Source organism: Solirubrobacter ginsenosidimutans (assembly GCF_027587205.1).
Map to the genome: position 1 here is coordinate 101,083 of NZ_JAPDOD010000004.1, position 16,241 is coordinate 117,323.

General features: G+C 71.5%; 12 protein-coding genes. 6 read left to right on the forward strand and 6 right to left on the reverse strand.

What is annotated here, in order from left to right:
• Nucleotides 1-55: 55 nt before the first annotated feature.
• Nucleotides 56-2,176, forward strand: a complete 2,121-nt coding sequence (locus OM076_RS07055; RefSeq protein WP_270038789.1) for an MMPL family transporter — start codon at nt 56-58, stop codon at nt 2,174-2,176.
• 1 nt (nt 2,177) lies between these two features.
• Here the strand turns inward: OM076_RS07055 and OM076_RS07060 are convergent, their stop codons facing one another.
• From OM076_RS07060 to OM076_RS07070, 3 genes are all read right to left on the reverse strand, one after another.
• Nucleotides 2,178-2,726 (reverse strand): hypothetical protein, encoded by a 549-nt coding sequence (locus OM076_RS07060; protein WP_270038790.1) that lies wholly within the window; start codon nt 2,724-2,726, stop codon nt 2,178-2,180.
• Nucleotides 2,727-2,975: 249 nt separating this feature from the next.
• Nucleotides 2,976-4,505 (reverse strand): SulP family inorganic anion transporter, encoded by a 1,530-nt coding sequence (locus tag OM076_RS07065; protein WP_270038791.1) that lies wholly within the window; start codon nt 4,503-4,505, stop codon nt 2,976-2,978.
• Between the two features lie 21 nt (nt 4,506-4,526).
• A complete protein-coding gene (locus tag OM076_RS07070) occupies nt 4,527-5,027 on the reverse strand; it encodes a DUF1269 domain-containing protein (RefSeq protein WP_270038792.1) in 501 nt (166 codons plus the stop codon).
• A gap of 112 nt (nt 5,028-5,139) precedes the next feature.
• On the opposite strand from OM076_RS07070, the gene OM076_RS07075 reads away from it, so the two are divergent.
• Nucleotides 5,140-7,479, forward strand: coding sequence for an arylsulfatase (locus tag OM076_RS07075; RefSeq protein WP_270038793.1), 2,340 nt, complete (start codon nt 5,140-5,142; stop codon nt 7,477-7,479).
• Here OM076_RS07075 and OM076_RS07080 read toward each other — a convergent pair.
• Nucleotides 7,476-9,143, reverse strand: coding sequence for a SulP family inorganic anion transporter (locus OM076_RS07080; protein ID WP_270038794.1), 1,668 nt, complete (start codon nt 9,141-9,143; stop codon nt 7,476-7,478). The genes OM076_RS07075 and OM076_RS07080 overlap by 4 nt on opposite strands.
• Before the next feature lie 90 nt (nt 9,144-9,233).
• Here OM076_RS07080 and OM076_RS07085 point away from each other — a divergent pair, with 90 nt between their 5' ends.
• Nucleotides 9,234-9,905: a GAP family protein gene (locus tag OM076_RS07085; RefSeq protein ID WP_270038795.1), complete on the forward strand. Its 672-nt coding sequence runs from the start codon at nt 9,234-9,236 to the stop codon at nt 9,903-9,905.
• On the opposite strand, the gene OM076_RS07090 is transcribed toward OM076_RS07085, so the two are convergent.
• Complete coding sequence (locus OM076_RS07090) at nt 9,813-11,078, reverse strand: hypothetical protein (RefSeq protein WP_270038796.1); 1,266 nt, start codon at nt 11,076-11,078, stop codon at nt 9,813-9,815. The two genes, OM076_RS07085 and OM076_RS07090, sit on opposite strands and share 93 nt — an antisense overlap.
• Nucleotides 11,079-11,167: 89 nt before the next feature.
• Between OM076_RS07090 and OM076_RS07095 the strand changes: the two genes are divergently transcribed.
• Both OM076_RS07095 and OM076_RS07100 read left to right on the forward strand, forming a co-directional pair.
• Nucleotides 11,168-11,566: a DUF7144 family membrane protein gene (locus OM076_RS07095; protein WP_270038797.1), complete on the forward strand. Its 399-nt coding sequence runs from the start codon at nt 11,168-11,170 to the stop codon at nt 11,564-11,566.
• 151 nt (nt 11,567-11,717) lie between these two features.
• The gene (locus OM076_RS07100; RefSeq protein ID WP_372518001.1) at nt 11,718-12,632 is read left to right on the forward strand and encodes a lysylphosphatidylglycerol synthase transmembrane domain-containing protein; all 915 of its coding nucleotides are present in this window, start codon (nt 11,718-11,720) and stop codon (nt 12,630-12,632) included.
• Here the strand turns inward: OM076_RS07100 and OM076_RS07105 are convergent.
• Nucleotides 12,615-15,203, reverse strand: a complete 2,589-nt coding sequence (locus OM076_RS07105; protein WP_270038798.1) for a winged helix-turn-helix domain-containing protein — start codon at nt 15,201-15,203, stop codon at nt 12,615-12,617. The two genes, OM076_RS07100 and OM076_RS07105, sit on opposite strands and share 18 nt — an antisense overlap.
• A 140-nt stretch (nt 15,204-15,343) precedes the next feature.
• Between OM076_RS07105 and OM076_RS07110 the strand changes: the two genes are divergently transcribed.
• Complete coding sequence (locus tag OM076_RS07110) at nt 15,344-16,084, forward strand: MerR family transcriptional regulator (protein ID WP_270038799.1); 741 nt, start codon at nt 15,344-15,346, stop codon at nt 16,082-16,084.
• The last annotated feature ends 157 nt before the right edge of the window (nt 16,085-16,241 follow it).

Sequence of the window (16,241 nt, forward strand, 5' to 3'; positions counted from 1 at the left end):
GATGGTCGCCCAGCGACCAATGGTGGAACCGCGCTCCGAGGCAGATGCTGTGGCCATGCCCTCCCCGCTCGCCCGCCTCGCCACCGTCATCTCCCGCCACCGCTGGGCGGTGATCGCCGGCTGGATCGTCCTCACCGTCTTCGGCGCCTACGCCGCGGGGCAGGTCGCCGACCGCTGGACCCAGTCGTTCTCGGTCCCCGGCTCGTCGGCCTACAACGCCAACCAGCGCACGCTCGAGCAGTTCGGCACTGGTCAGCGCCCGCCCAAGGTCGTCGTCTTCCACACCGCCGGCGATGCGACCCGGAGCGCCGAGATCCGCGCGGCGATGACCCGGGCGGAGCAGGCGAACCCCGGCGCCCGCACGAGCTCGTTCTTCTCGACCGGCAGCCTCGCCTACGTCTCGCGCGACCGGCACACGACGTTCCTGCAGATCTACCCGCGCGGCGAGGCGATCTTCGACCTGCCGAGCCACGCGGCGCAGACGCGGCGGGCGGCCATGGCCGGGCTGCCGGCGGACATCAGCGTGCACGTCACCGGTCGCGACCCGCTGTCGGAGGAGAGCAAGCACGGCGAGCGGGGCGGCACCGGCGTGCTGGTCGAGGCGCTCATCGGCGCCCTCGGCGCGCTCGTGATCCTGCTCTTCGTCTTCGGCACGGTGCCTGCCGTGATGGTGCCGCTCGCCGTCGCGCTGGCGGCGATCCTGAACACGTTCTCCCTCGTGTGGGCACTGACGACGGTCACCGACGTCTCGATCATCGTGCAGTTCCTGATCGCGCTCGTCGGCCTCGGCGTCGCGATCGACTACGCGCTGCTGATGATCTTCCGCTTCCGCGCCGAGCTCCGCGAGGGCAAGGACGTCGACACCGCGCTGGTCGAGACGATGACCCACGCCGGCCGCTCGGTGATCCTCTCCGGCTCCACGGTGGCGATCGCACTGCTCTCGCTCGTCCTGCTGCCGCTGCCCTTCATCCGGTCGATCGGCATCGCGGGGATGCTGATCCCGGCCGTCTCGGTCCTGGCGGCGATCACGCTGCTCCCGGCGCTGCTGGCCGTGCTCGGCACGCGCATCAACAGCGTGCGCGTGCTGCCTCGGCGCCTGATGGACCGCGGGGACGCGGAGAGCGGCGCGTGGGGTCGCTGGGCCCGCCTCGTCAACCGCCGTCCTTGGCCGGCCGCGATCGCCGGCCTCGCGATCGTCGTCGCGCTCGCCGTGGCCGGGACCCAGCTGAACCCGAACGAGGCGCAGCTGAAGACCGTGCCCGGCAGCGGCGACGCGGTCGCGGGCCGTGACGCCCTCGCCGCCGCCGGCATCAGCGCCGGCGTGATGAAGCCGTTCGACGTCCTGGTGGAGCGTGGCGGCGACGCAAACGCCGTCGCGGCGAAGCTGCGCGGCGTCGAGGGCGTCGACGGCGCGGCGGCACCCGCCGCCTGGCGCAGCGGCGAGCTCGCGATCGTCGAGGCCTTCCCGGCCGTCGACGGCGCAGCTGACGGCGTCGATGCCACGATCGACGGCATCCGGAGCTCGCTCGAAGGCGAGCGCGCGACCCTCGGCGGCCCCGCCGCGGCGGACCGCGACTTCGTCCACGCGCTCTACGGCAGCTTCCCCGCCGTCCTCGCCTTCGTCGTGCTGCTCACGCTCGTCCTGCTCGCCCGCGCCTTCCGCTCGATCGTGCTGGCGGTCAAGGCGGCGCTGCTGAACCTGCTCTCGCTCGCTGCGGCCTTCGGCGTGATCGTGCTCGTCTTCCAGTTCGGCTTCGGCGCCTCGCTCTGGGACCTCGACGCCACCCACTCGATCAACGCCTGGATCCCACTGCTGATCTTCGCGTTCCTGTTCGGCCTCTCGATGGACTACGAGGTCTTCATGCTCACCCGCATGCGCGAGGCCTACGACGCCACCGGCTCCACCGAGCGCGCGATCGAGCTCGGCCTCGCCCGCACCGGCAAGCTCGTCACCAGTGCCGCCCTGATCCTGATGTTCGCGTTCCTCGTCCTCTCCACCACCCCGGGCGTCGAGACCAAGGAGCTCGCGATCGGCCTCGCCGCCGGGATCATCATCGACGCGACCATCATCCGCGCCCTCCTCGTCCCCGCGCTCATGCGCCTCTTCGGCGAGGCGAACTGGTGGATGCCCCGCTGGACGCGTTCCGCGCTGCTGCTCCGTCCCCGCGACGCCTGAGCTACTCGCCGTCGCCGTGGTCGCGGAACGTCGCGACCACCTGACTGCGCAAGCCGATCGACGGGCCGCCGATCAGCTCCCAGGCCCGGGCGATACCGACCAGGAAGCACACGACCACGAGGATGCAGACGCCCTGCAGCGCCCCGTGGTCGTCCTGATCGGCGACCAGCCGCAGGCCGAACCACAGCTGCAGGACGAACACGACGGCGACGCCGACGAGGAACCCGGCGTCGCGCAACTCGCCGGGCTGCGTCTTGCGGACGCGCACGAGCGAGATCAGCGACCCGGCCACGAAGAGCACACCGACGATCGCGACGATCGCCGCCGTCCACCCCGCCCCGAGCCCGGGGATCAGCGTGAACAGCGAGATCGAGAGCGCGTTGGTGAACGTCGTCAGCGCGGTCGCCGCGCGCACACGATGCGACTGCGCCGCCTTCTCCGAGAGCAGCTTCTCCGGCGCGACGGAGATCGCCACGAACAGCAGCCCGATCAGCGCGCCGGCCACACCGCCCGAGGCGAGCAGGAAATCGTTGAAGTCGTCGAGCGCCACGGTAGGCGGGTACTTCCGGGCCGGTGGGCGGGGTCCTGCGCGTGCCGAGGGACGAACGTCAACTGCGCCGGGTGGGGAGGGGGGAGTGGCGCGCCCTCCGGGTCTGACTGTCGTGGAACCGCTCGGTGCGCGGCTCTGTTGGCCTTCGAAATGCCGTGCCGGGATACCGACAGTTACGGGCGTGGTGCTGACACCCCCACCCGCGCGCCAACTCGACCAGTGCGAACCTGATCGAAACCCGCGAACGGATCACCGGAGCAGTTGACGTTCGTGAACCACGCGGTCGGCGAGGCCGGCGCGGGCGAGCATCTCAGCGGCTCGGGGGCGGACCCTCGTGAGCCGCAGGTCGACGACGGCCGCGAGCTCGCCGAGCATGTCCAAGGACTCGACGTCGAGGTCGTAGCTCGAGCTGAGGTTGAGGGTGATGGTTGTGCCCGGTGGGGCCAGGGCGAGGACGTGGTCCTTGACCGAGACGGCGTTGGCGTAGAAGAGGCCGCCCTCCACGCGCAGGACCAGCGGGTCCTGCTCGAGCACGACGACCGGTGGCCGGCTGATGTGCTGGATGACCACGACGAGGGAGATCGCGGCGGTGACGATCAGCCCGGACAGCACGCCCAGCGTGAGCACGCCGAGCAGCGCCAGCAGCGCGAGGACGATCGCGCTGCGCCGGACCCGCGCGAAGCGGCGAAGCTCACCCACGCGCAGGAAGCTCGTCACGGCGACGATCACGATCGCCGCCAGCGTCGCCTGCGGCAGGTCCTTGAACACCGGCGCCAGGAACGCGCCGGTCAGCAGCACGAGCGCCGCGGTGATCAGCGTCGCGAGCTGTGACTGGCCGCCGGCGCGGTCCGCGGCCGCGGTCTGGCTGGCGCCGCCGGACTGCACGAACCCCGACGAGAGGCCGGCGAGCACGTTGGAGGCGCCCATCGCGGAGAGGTCGCGGTTCGGGTCCACGCGGTAGCCGTGGATCGTCGCCAAAGAGCGGGCGACGCCGACGGCCTCGGTGGAGAGGATCAGCACGCCGAACGCCGCCGGGAGCAGCGTGGTGAACTCGTCGCCGGTGATCGACGGCCAGGCCGGGTCGGGCAGGGCCGAGGGGATCTTCCCGATCACGTCGACCCCGTGGGCGGAGAGGTCGAACACCGCCGACACAGCGATCGAGATCACCAATACGCCGAGCGTCGCCGGCACGGGCGTCCGCGCCAGCGCGACCAGCGCCAGCACGCTGCACGCGCCCACCAGGACGGTCAACGCGTGCGCGTCGCCGATCGACGACACGACGTCCCACAAGCGCGGGAAGAAGTTGCCCGTGCCGTCCTTCAGCCCCATCGCCTTCGGGAACTGCCCGACGATGATCGTCAGGCCGAGACCGAACAGGAAGCCGGTCATCACCGGCACCGACACGAAGTCCGAGATCACGCCGAGGCGCAGGAACCCGCCGACCAGCAGGACGACCCCGGTGAGTAGCGCCAGCGCCGCCGACAAGACCGCGAACTTCGCGACGTCCCCGCCGGCGAGCGGCCCGACGACCGCCGCCGACAACGCCGAGGTCGCCGTCGTGGCGCTCACCACCAGCGAGCGCGAGGTGCCGAGGAACGCATACGCGATCAGCGCTCCCGGCGCCGCCATCAGGCCCGCCTGCGGCGGCAGCCCCGCGATCTGCGCGTACGCGACGCACTGCGGGACGACCACGCTCCAGACCACCAGGCCGGCGACCACGTCGGGCCGCAGCCACGCGCGCTGGTAGCCGGCGAGCCACGCGGGGAGGACGCGACGCATCACGCCCTCCCCCACAAGGCGTTACACGGCCGTCGCGCTGCGCGTCTCGAGCACGTGGCGCAGCCGCTGCTCGGCGTCGTCGTCGAGCGACGTCTGGATGACCTCGCCGCCGAAGCCGGCGATCTCCGGCAGGACCTTGTCCGGCGTCGACTTGTGGATCAGCACGATCACCGCGGCGCCGCCGGGCTGCAGCTTGGCGCCGAGGTCCTTCATGAAGTTGTCGTCCACGCCGACGTCGGTCAGCGCGCCGGTCGCGGCGCCCGTGGCCGCGCCGATCGCCATGCCGAACAGCGGCACGAAGAAGATCAGGCCGATCAGCCCGCCCCAGAGCGCGCCGCCGAGGGCGCCTCCGGCGGCCAGCTTGTTGGACTGGTGCAGCTTGACCTTGCCCTTGTCGTCGCGGGTGACGATGACCGCGTCCTCGAGCTCGATCGCGTGCTCCGTCTGGAGGCGGCCGAGGGTGGCCATGACCTCTTCGGCGGTGGCACGGTCGGGAAACGCGACGGCGACAAGATTGCTCATGGGAGGGAACTCCTTCCGATCGGGTGCAGCCATCCTGGGAGCCGCGAGGGTGGTCCGGCATCACCCGCAACGGGCGAGGCGAGCCCGCCCGGCGCGCCGGAACCATCGACGCATGGCCAAACCATTCAAGGGCGTGATCAACCTCGACGTCCGGGACTCGACGCCGGACTGGGACGCGTTTCTCGCCGATCGCGCGCCAGAGGGAGCGCCGAACGTGCTCGTCGTGCTGTACGACGACACCGGGTGCGCCGCCTGGTCGCCGTATGGCGGACGCATCCAGATGCCGACCATGGATCGCCTGGCGGCGAGCGGCCTGACGTACAGCCAGTGGCACACGACGGCGCTGTGCTCACCCACGCGCTCGACGTTCCTCACCGGCCGCAACCACCACTCCAACGGCTTCGCCTCGATCTCGGAGTCCTCGACCGGTTTTCCGGGCTACAGCTCCCATATCCCGCCGGAGAACGCCACGATGGCGCACATCCTGCGCGACGCGGGCTGGTCGACGTTCTGGGTCGGTAAGAACCACAACGTCCCGATCGACGCGTGGACCATGGGCTCGTCGAAGAAGGAGTGGCCGCTCGCCCAGGGCTATGACCGCTTCTACGGCTTCATCGGCGGCGAGACCAACAACTGGTATCCGAGCCTCGCCGAGGACAACCACTACATCGAGCAGCCCTACCTGCCGGAGGACGGCTACCACCTCTCCAAGGACCTGGCCGACAAGGCGCTCGAGTTCATCCGCGACTCCAAGCAGACCGAGCCGGACAAGCCCTGGTACCTGTGGTTCTGCCCGGGCGCCAATCACGCGCCGCATCACGCGCCCCAGGAATACATCGACAAGTACAAGGGCGCCTTCGACGACGGCTACGAGGCCTACCGCGAGTGGGTCCTGCCGCGGATGATCGAGAAGGGCATCCTCCCGCCCGGTACCGAGCTGACGCCGATGAACCCGATGCCCGACGGGACGTTCACGCCGATGGACGCCGTCCGCCCGTGGGCGGAGCTCTCCGCCGAGGAGCGGGCGATGTTCTGCCGCATGGCCGAGGTCTACGCCGGCTTCTCGGAGTACACCGACGCGCAGGTCGGGCGGATCGTCGACTACCTCGAGGTCTCGGGGCAGCTCGAGAACACGATCGTGTTCTACTGCGCCGACAACGGCGCCTCGGGCGAGGGCAGCCCCAACGGCTCGGTCAACGAAGGCAAGATCTTCGGCGGCTATCCGGACGACCTCGAGCAGAACCTGACGATGGTCGACAAGCTGGGCACCCCGGACGCCTACAACCACTATCCGACGGGCTGGGCGATGGCGTTCTCGACGCCCTACCGGATGTTCAAGCGCTACACGTACCAGGGCGGGATCTGCGACCCGCTGGTGATTCACTGGCCGGCCGGAATCGCGGCGCGCGGCGAGGTCCGCGAGCAGTACCACCACTCGACCGACATCGTCCCGACGATCTACGACGTCTGCGGCGTCACGATGCCGGACGTATACAACGGCGCCAAGCAGAACCCGCTCGCCGGCGTGTCGATGCGCTACTCGTTCGACGACGCGGCCGCTCCGACGCGCAAGCAGACCCAGTACTACGAGATGTTCGGCTCTCGCGGGCTCTGGCACGAAGGCTGGAAGGCCGTGACCGTGCACGGGCCCGGCAACGGCCGCAGCCACTTCGAGGACGACGTCTGGCAGCTCTTCCACACCGACGAGGACCGCTCCGAGGCGCACGACCTCGCCGAGCAGCACCCGGAGAAGGTCGAGCAGCTCAAGGCGCTGTGGATGCAGGAGGCCAAGGCCAACAACGTCCTGCCGCTCAACGACCTGCAGATCCTCGGCAACCCGAAGGACTTCGAGACCTTCATCAAGATGGAGTTCCATCTGCCCGTCCCGCCGAGCGGCCAGTACACGTACTACCCGGGTACGAGCGAGATCCCGGAGCGCTCCGCCGCCAACGTCCACGGGGTGTCGTACAAGGCGCTGGCCGAGGTCGAGCTGACCCCCGACACCGAGGGCGTCATCTTCGCCCACGGGTCGCGCTTCGGCGGCCACGCGCTGTACGTGCAGGACCACCAGCTGCACTACACGTACAACTTCCTGGGCATCCCGCCGGAGAACCGGATCTCCGCGCCGTTGCCGAGCTCCGGGAAGCACATCGTCGGCATCGATTTCGCCAAGGAGCGCGTGGGCGACCATCGCGAGGCGATCGGCCCGCTCCGGCTCTATGTCGACGACGAGAAGGTCGCCGAAGAGGAGATCCGGACGGTGCTCGGGCACTTCTCACTCTGCGGCGAAGGCCTGTGCATCGGCTACGACAGCGGCGACCAGGTCACGACGTCGTATCCGCATCGCTTCGAGTTCACCGGCGGCACGATCGAGAAGGTCGTCTTCGACGTCGCCGACGACGCGTACGTCGACGTCGAGAGCCACCTCGCCGCCGCGATGGCGCGTGACTAGGCGCTGACCCTCGGGCGTCCGGCGGCGGCATCGACCGCCGCCTGGACGCTCGGGTACACGTGCTGCAGCGCCGGGTCCGGCGCTTCGCGACCGAGCAGGTCCCGGACTTGGCCGACGTCGCGCACGATCAGGACCTCGATGCCGCGCCGGCGCAGGTCACCCGCCAGCTCGCCGAGCATCCGGGCCGCGGTGACGTCGACGAACGGGATCGTCCCGGCGTCGAGCACCACCGCCCGCACGCCGTCGGCCGAGGCGGCGCGCATGATGTGGCCGCGGATCGCGTCGGCGTTGGCGAAGTAGACCCCGCCCTCCACCCGCAGCACCGGGACGCCCTCGGGCGCGCGGTTCTCCGGGTGCCGGAAGATGTCGCCGTACTGCTCGCTCCCGGGCACCCGCCCCAACGTCGCGACGTACGGCCGCGACGCGCGATAGAGCAACAGCCCCAGCGACATCGAGATCCCGATGAACAGGCCCGGGAGCGTGTCGAAGACGAGCACGCCGAGCATCGCGGCGACGGCGGCGATGAAGTCCGGCCGGGCGGCGACCCGGTTGAGCCCGCGGGTGGCGTCGTGGTAGAGCTTGATGAGCGCCCCCACGTCGACCAGCTCGATCACGGCGGCGATCACGACCGCCGCCAGCGTCGCCTCGGGCAGCTGCTCGAAGAGCCCGGTCAGCACGAGCAGCGTGACGATCGTCAGCGCGGCGACGATCAGCCCGGAGAGCTGCGAGTGCGCGCCCGCGCCGCCGTTGACCGCGGTCTTGGACAGGCTGCCGTTGACGACCATGCCGCTCGAGAGCCCCGCCGCCAGGTTGGCGCCGCCGAGGCCGAGCAGCTCGCGGTTGGTGTCGATCTCGTAGTGCTCGCGCGCGGCGTAGGTCTTCGCCGCGCCCAGTCCCTCGGCGAACCCGACGAGCATCACGGCGACCCCGCCCGAAGCGAGCTGGCCGAACTGGTGCAGGCTCAGGTCGGGCAGGCCGAGCGAGGGCAGGCCGCCGTCGATGTGACCCACGATGTCAACGTTCAGGTCCAGCGCCGCGACGGCGGCGATCCCCAGCAGCACGGCCGCGAGCGAGCCGGGCACCACGGGGGCGACCCGCCGCAGCCCGAGCACCACCGCCAGCGACCCTAGCCCGACGACGAGCGTCAAAAGATCGGTGTCCCCCAGGTGAGACAGGAAGTCCCACGCCTGCTCGAAGAAGTCGCCCTCGCCCTTGGGGACGCCGAAGAGCTTCGGGACCTGGCCGATGATGATCGTCAGCGCGAGCCCGACGATGAAGCCCTTGATCACGGGCTCGGAGATGAACGACGCGAGGAAGCCGAGCCGCAGCAGCCCGGCGATCAGCGCGGCGAGCCCCGTCGCGATCGCCAGCCCGGCGGTCATCGCCACGAACTTCGAGTCGCCGAGGGGCACGATCGACGCGACCGTCGCGGCGCTCAGCGCCGCGGTGGCCGACATCGGCCCCGCGATCAGGTGCCGCGAGCTGCCCAGCGCGGCGTAGAGAAGCAGCGCGCCCGGAGCCGCATAGAGGCCGACGACGGGCGAGACGCCCGCGATCGACGCGTAGGCCAGCGACTCGGGAACCAGCACCGCCCAGACCGTCAGCCCCGCGATCAGGTCGCCGCGCAGCCACGCCTTCTGATAGCCGCGCAGCGAGGCGAACATCGACGGCAGTCTGCGAAGGCGAGGGGTGATGGCACCTCATGCGTCGCGGGTGATGCGGCTCCACCCCCGCGCGCCGCAGCATCGCCGGTCATGAACGAAGCCATCGGCCAGATCCTCCCGCTCGCGCTGGTCGTGGCGCTGAGCCCCGTGCCGATCATCGCCATCGTCCTGATGCTCGCCACGCCGCGGGCGCGCGCCAACGGCGTGGCCTTCCTGGTCGGGTGGCTCGCCGGCCTCACGATCGTGGGCGTGATCGTGCTGCTCATCTCGGGCGCCATCGACCCGTCCGACGACGGCGGGCCCGCGACCTGGGTCAGCATCCTCGTCCTCGTGCTCGGCCTGGCGCTGGTCGGGCTCGCGTTCAAGCAATGGCGCGGCCGCCCGCGCGGCGACGAGGAGGCGCCGCTGCCGAAGTGGATGACGACCATCGACAGCTTCAAGCCGGCGAAGGCGCTCGGGTTCGGGGTGCTGCTCTCGAGCGTGAACCCGAAGAACCTGATGCTGACCGTCGCGGCCTCGGCCGCGATCGCCGGGACCGGGATCGACCCCGCTCAGGAGACGATCGCGCTGGCCATCTTCATCCTGATCGGGACACTCGGCGTCGGGGCCCCGGTCGTCATGTACCTCGTCCTCGGGGAGCGCTCGCGCAAGCTCCTCGACGGCGTCAAGTCATGGATGGCCGCCAACAACACCGTGATCATGGCCGTGATCACCCTGGTGATCGGCGTCAAACTCGTCGGCGACGGAATCGCCGGCCTGTAGGCCGAGCAGGGCGATCGCGCCCGCCGCGATCGCCGCCACGAGCAGGATCACCAGCGCGGCGCCGCCCGTGAGCGGGTTGCGCAGCAGCAGCCACAGTCCGGCGATGACGGCGTCCGCGATCAGCAGCGGGTTGCGGTGCTCGGCGATCCAGGTGCGCCGAGAGTCGGTCACCAGCGCGTTCCACACCTTCCCGAGCGGGAGCCCGAAGATGAACGCCACCAGCGCCAGCGCGACGGCGACAGCGGTCACGATCCGCAGCCCGTGGCGCAGGAACGCCACGACCGCGTCGAAGATGCCCGACGCCGCGTCGCGCGGCAGCGCGCCGTTCCCGAGCGCGTCGAGGTAGGCCGAACGCGCGATCCCGAGCGCAGCGACCAGGAGCAGCATCGCCAGCGCGACGCCGATCCCCGCCCGCAAGAGCCCGCGCAGCCGCGGACGCGAGAGGTAGACCGAGCCGGCGAGGCACAGCACCGCCAGCACGGGCAGCAGGATCGCGATCGCCTTCAGAAGCTTGACGCCCTTCTGGGCGCTGACCAGCGCCTGCGACTGGACCAGCTCGATGCGCCCGTCGACCGTCGGCGGGATCGCGTCCGCGATCCGCGTCAGCCCACGGTCCTGCAGGCCGGTCTTGATGCGCTCGATCACCGGCGAGAGGTCGAGGTAGACGGTGTCGTTGTCGAGCACGAGCCGCTTCGATTGCCCGCCGACCAGCAACTCGACGAGCCGCGTGTGCGCGCGCCGGTTGGCCTCGATCCACAACTCCTGGAAGCGCGGCGACTTCGTGAACTCGTCGATCCGCGTGCGGATGAACCCCTGCACGCCGGTCTCGATCACGGGCCCGAGCACGTCGGCCCGGTCCGGCAGCACCTGTTGGGCCAGCGACGAGAAGTCGATCTTCTGGTTGATCGCGGTGTCGAGCTTGTCCGCCACGGCCTGCTGGACCGCGGGCTGCGCGGCGATCGGCGCGACCGTGTTTACGTAGCGGTCGGTGTCCAGCAGCGTCACCCGCAGCCAGATCGCGACCACGGACAGGGCGGCGAGCCCGCAGCCGAGGACCAGCAGCCCGACCACGGCCGCGCGCCGTCTACGTTCGCGCCGCGCGGTCTTGCGCTGCAACTTGTCGTTCTCCGCGCGGAGGCGCTCGACCTCGGCGACCAGGTCTTCGTCGGCCATCGGATACGAGCCTCGCGTGCGCACGGGTGACATGTGCTCATCCGGCCGGAGTGATCCACCGTCACCCCGTCGCGCGAGACCGTGCAGGTATGAGCGCTTATCCCTCGCAGAGCGATCGGGGCGAGAACTGGGCCGCCTTCGCCGGCATCGTCTTCCTGGTCCTCGGGATGTTCAACATCGTCGACGGCATCGCCGCGCTGGCCAACGACGACTACTTCCACGCCGACGAGCTGCTGTTCGGCGACCTGTCGATGTGGGGCACCTTCTACCTCGTGCTCGGTGCCGTACAACTCCTGACGGCGATGCTCGTCTTCCGCGGCAACATCATCGGCGCGTTCCTCGGGATCACGCTGGCCGTGCTCAACGCCGTGCTCGTACTGCTGTCCGTCGGGGCGTATCCCGTATGGGCGCTGGTCATCCTCGCGCTCGACGGGGTGGTGATCTACGCCCTCACCGCACACGGAGACGCCCTCCGCACGGCCCGCTGAGACGCTCGGCGACCGGCTCGAGCACGCGATCGAGCAGCGGACGGACGTCGCTGCCGAGCTCGAGCAAGCAGAGCCGCGCCGCCGCATCACGTTCAAGAACGTCTTCTGGCTCGCGGTCACCGGGATCTCGCTGTACCTGGTCTTCCCGTCGGTGATCGAGACGCTGGGCTCCTGGCGCGACATCACGCGGTTCTCGGTCGGCTCGCTGCTGGGCATGGCGGCGCTGCAGGTGGCGTCGCTCGCCTGCCTGTGGGCGCTCCAGCACGTCGCGCTGCGGGCGAAGCGGTGGCCGCCGGTGATCACGTCGCAACTGGCGGGCAACGCGCTCGCGAAGGTCGCGCCCGGCGGCGGCGCGCTCGGTGCCGCGCTGCAGTACCGGATGCTCGTGCAGTCCGGGCTCCCGCCCGCGGCAACGGTGTCGGCGCTGACCGCGGTGAACCTGCTCGTCTTCGCCGTCGTGCTCGCGCTCCCGGTGCTCGCGATCCCGGCGCTGCTGCGCGGCGCCGTCGATCGCGGCCTGCTCGAGACCGCGGTGATCGGGCTGGTGATCTTCTTCGTGGCGAGCGCGATCGGCGCCGTGCTGTTCTCGACCGATCGCCCGCTCGCCTGGATCGGGCGCCTCGCCCAGCGGATCCGCAACCGGCTGCGCCGCCGCCACGCGGAGCCGCTGCAGCACCTGCCGCAGCGCCTACTGCGCGAGCGCGACCGCATCCTCGCGACGCTCGGCCCGCGTTGGAAGCGCGCGCTGGCGGCCACGGTGGGGCGCTGGACCTTCGACTACCTGACGCTGCTCGCCGCGCTGGCCGCGATCGGCTCACACCCGCGCCCGGGCTTGGTCCTGCTCGCGTTCTGCGGTGCCCAGGTGCTGGCGCAGATCCCGGTCACGCCGGGCGGACTCGGGTTCGTCGAGGCGGGCCTGACCGCCATGCTCGCGCTCGCCGGCGTGGGCGCGGGCGAGGCGGTGCTGGCGACCTTCGCCTATCGCCTCTTCTCCTACTGGCTGCCGTTGCCGCTGGGGCTCGCGGCGTTCGCGCTGCACTCGCGCGCGTCAGCGGCGCCCGGATGACAGCAGGCGCAGGTCGCGCGCGCGGTCGACGGCCTCGCGGCGGCGGGCGACGTCGAGCTTGCGATAGATGCTGCGCAGGTGCGTCTTGACGGTGTTGGTGGTGACGAACAGCTCGGCGGCGATCTCGCGGTTGGAGAGCGTCGTCGGGAGGTAGCGCAGGATCGCGCACTCGCGTTCGCTCAGCGGTTCCAGCAGCGGGGCGACCGTGCGCCGCTCGTCGTCGCGGTCGTCGAACGCGAGCAGCAGCTCGCCCGCGATCGAGCGGTGCGCGGTGCCGCTGCGGATCTGCCGCCGCAGCAGCGTCTCGACCCGCCGCCCGCCTTCGAGGAAGGTCCAGCGGTGGCCGGTGCGCTCGGCGAGCTCGAGCGCCCGCTCCAGCGCCTCGCTCGCGCGGGTCGCCTCTCCCGCGCTGTCGCGGGCGATCGCCTCGAGCACGGCGTGCTCGACCAGCGCGACCGTGTGGACAGGGCTGCCCTGAGCGCGGCCGAGGATCTCCAGCGCCGCTTCCGGCTCCCCCGCCGCCAGCCGCAGCCGAGCGGCGGTGACCTGGACGTCCAGCCACGGGGCGTCGAGCAGCGGCGCGATCGTCGCCGCGGCCGCCTCGAAGTCGCCGAGGCCGGCCTGCAGGCGCGCGCGGAGGCTGGCCATCGACGCGTCCTCGTAGGGCGAAGGCGTCCCGTGGCGGTGGGTGACGACGTAGGCGTCCAGCACGCGCAGGCCCTCGTCGGGATGTCCGGCCGCGGCGGCCATCCGCGCCTCGAGGTGATGCAGCATGAACTCGACGTGCCGCATGCGGCCATGGCTGACCGCGTCACGGGCGCGGGCGAGATGCTCCTCCGCGGCCTCGGGGCGAAGGTCGTAGAAGGCGGCGATCGCGAGCGCGGCGTGCGCGGACGCCGTCTCGAAGATCGTCAGCCAGCCGCGGCGCTCGGCCAGCTCGACGGCGTCGCGGGCGCTCGCGACCGCGACCGGCCCGTGCTGCATCACCGCGAGCAGCCCGAGGACGCTCTGCGCGGAGACCGCGACATAGTCCAGTCCGACCGCGCGCGCCTGGCTGACGGCCTGCTCGAGCTCCACGCGCCCGCGCTCGAGCTTGTGGGCCCAGAGCGCGGAGCGGCCGAGCTGCGCGCGGACGAGCGCCTGGCGGGCGTCGTCGGACCAGCCGCCGTGGACCGCGGCCTCCGCGAGCAGCTCGTCAGCGGCCTCGAGGGCGGAGTCGAAGTCGCCGTCCAGGCGGGCGCGGTACAGCCGCGCGAGCGCGAGCGTCTCCAGGTAGCGGCGGCGACGCGCGGCCGGAAGCCTCGGCTCCGCCTCACGGGCGTGCGCGAGATGCAGCTCACCCGCCTCGGTGTGACCGACCTCGAACGCCGCGCACGCGAGCGCGGCCGCCAGCTCGGCGTCCGAGCGCAGCAGCGCCGGCGGCAGCGCGTCCACGAGGCCACGGATCGCGTCGCCCTGGCCGCACACGAAGAGGTCGAACCAGTGCTCGGCGACGAGCTCGACCGCGAGGTTCCACTCGCCCCCCGCGACCGCGTGGTGCAGCGCCTCCGAGCCCATGCCGCGCTCGGCGTACCAGCGCGCGGCGCGGGCGTGGAGCTCGGGCAGCTCGTCGGCGAGCTCGCGGCGGGCGCGCGTGCGCAGCAGCTTCGCGAACAGGCGGTGGTAGCGGTACCACTCGCGGCGGGAGTCGACGCCGATGACAAACCCGTTGGTGCGTTCGAGGTCAGCCAGCATGTCGGTGCTCGAACTCTGATCGGTGAGCGCGTCGGCGAGGTCGCCGCTGATCCGGTCGACCAGCGCGGTGCGCAGGAGGAACGCGCGCAGCTTCGGCGGCTGACGGTCGAGCACCTCGGCCAGCAGGTAGTCGCCGACCACGCGATCGTCACCGGCGAACTCCATGACGAAGCGCTCGGGGTCGTCGCGCCCCTGCAGGCTGAGGGCGGCCAGCCGCAGCCCGGCGGCCCAGCCCTCCGTCCGCACGCACAGCGCGGACACCAGCTCCGGCGCGAGCGACAGCCCGTGGGCGGCCAGCATCGCCGCCGCCTCGCACTCGGTGAAGGCGAGCTCAGCGGCGCGGATCTCGGTCAGCCGCCCGCGCACCCGCAGCACGTGCAGCGGCAGCGCCGGGTCGGCGCGCGCCCCGAGCACCAGCCGCAGCTGCGCCGGAGCGTGCAGGACGAGGAAGCCCAGATCGTTCAAGCATTCGCGTGAGCGCAGGGTGTGCACGTCGTCCAGGACGAGGATCACCGGCTCGTCGAGCTCGGCGAGCGCGTTGACCAGCAGCGGCATGAACACGTTGCGGGAATCGCGGACCGGCGGGGCGAGCGTCGCCAGGGCAGAGCCGCACGGCGCCGCGCCCGCCAGCCCGAGCGAGGCCAGCACCGCGTCCCAGAAGCGCGCCGGGTCGTCATCCCCCGGCTCGAGCGAGACCCACGCGACGCGGTGATCCCCGCCCGTGCCCAGCGCGGAGGAGAGCAGCGCGGTCTTCCCGCTCCCGGCCGGGCCGCAGACGAGCGTCACGGGCTCGGTGAGCCCGCGTTCGAGGCGTTCGAGCAACCGTCCGCGTTCCACCAGACCGAATGGTGGAGACGGTGGCGCGAACTGCGTCACAAGTGATGGAGTCCCGTCGGACTTGCCTCCCGGCATGTCAAGCGTGAGACTACCGGCTGTCGAAGGTTTGTCGAGTGTTTGATCGGGGAACATCGCCCGCCGTGTCCGCACCAGTTTCCAGCTCGCTACGGATCGGCGCGTTCAGCCGCCAGGTCGGGATCTCGGCCGCCGTCCTGCGCGCGTGGGAGACCCGGTACGGCCTGTTCAACCCGCGGCGCACCAGCGGCGGGTTCCGTCTGTACGGGCCCGAAGAGGAACGCCGGGTGAGACGGATGCGGGCGTTGCTCGGGCGCGGCATGGCGGCCGCGGAGTCCGCCCGCGTGGTGCTCGCCGAGGAGGACGAGAGCCACGGCCGGCCCGCGCTCGCCGAGGCCTGGCGCACGCTCGACGCCGACGGCGCGCAGGTCGCGCTGGACGCGCTGCTGGGCGGGCCGGAGCCCGAAGTGGTCGTCGCACGCCAGATCCTCCCGCTGCTCGCCGAGCTGCCACCGGAGCGCCGGCACTTCGCCCAGCGGATGGTCGAGGCGCGGCTCTCGGCGCGTGGCGCGACGTGGCACGAAGGCACCGGTCCGCTGGCGCTGGCCGGCTGCGGGCCCGGCGAGCACGACACGATCGAGCTGCTCGTCCTCGTGCTCGCGCTGCGCCGCCGTGGCTGGCGCGTCGTCTACCTCGGCGCCGACACCGCGGTCGAGGTGTTCGCGAGCATCGCCGCCGCACTGGTCCCCGCGCGGATCGTCGTAGGGTTCCGCGACCCGACACGCGCGCGGACGTTCACAGGGCCGTTCGAGGCGACGATCGTGTGCGGCGACCCGCTGGCTGCCGCCCAGTCGCTCGCGGCTTGAAAGTCAACTGCGCCGGGTGGGGAGGGGGGTGGCGAGCCACCCGTCCCGGTCTGCCGTGGTTCCGCCCGGTGCGCGGCTATGTCGGCCCGAATCGCCGTGCTGGGATACCGACAGTTACGGGCGTGGGCTGGCCAGTGTTGTCCCGCACTCGCGCTGT

Bases quoted from the DNA above. Each gene is read 5' to 3' on its own strand.
- OM076_RS07055 (WP_270038789.1), top strand. From the start codon at position 56: ATGCCCTCCCCGCTCGCCCGCCTCGCCACCGTCATCTCCCGCCACCGC.
- OM076_RS07065 (WP_270038791.1), bottom strand. From the start codon at position 4,505: ATGCGTCGCGTCCTCCCCGCGTGGCTCGCCGGCTACCAGCGCGCGTGG.
- OM076_RS07070 (WP_270038792.1), bottom strand. From the start codon at position 5,027: ATGAGCAATCTTGTCGCCGTCGCGTTTCCCGACCGTGCCACCGCCGAA.
- OM076_RS07075 (WP_270038793.1), top strand. From the start codon at position 5,140: ATGGCCAAACCATTCAAGGGCGTGATCAACCTCGACGTCCGGGACTCG.
- OM076_RS07080 (WP_270038794.1), bottom strand. From the start codon at position 9,143: ATGTTCGCCTCGCTGCGCGGCTATCAGAAGGCGTGGCTGCGCGGCGAC.
- OM076_RS07085 (WP_270038795.1), top strand. From the start codon at position 9,234: ATGAACGAAGCCATCGGCCAGATCCTCCCGCTCGCGCTGGTCGTGGCG.
- OM076_RS07090 (WP_270038796.1), bottom strand. From the start codon at position 11,078: ATGGCCGACGAAGACCTGGTCGCCGAGGTCGAGCGCCTCCGCGCGGAG.
- OM076_RS07095 (WP_270038797.1), top strand. From the start codon at position 11,168: ATGAGCGCTTATCCCTCGCAGAGCGATCGGGGCGAGAACTGGGCCGCC.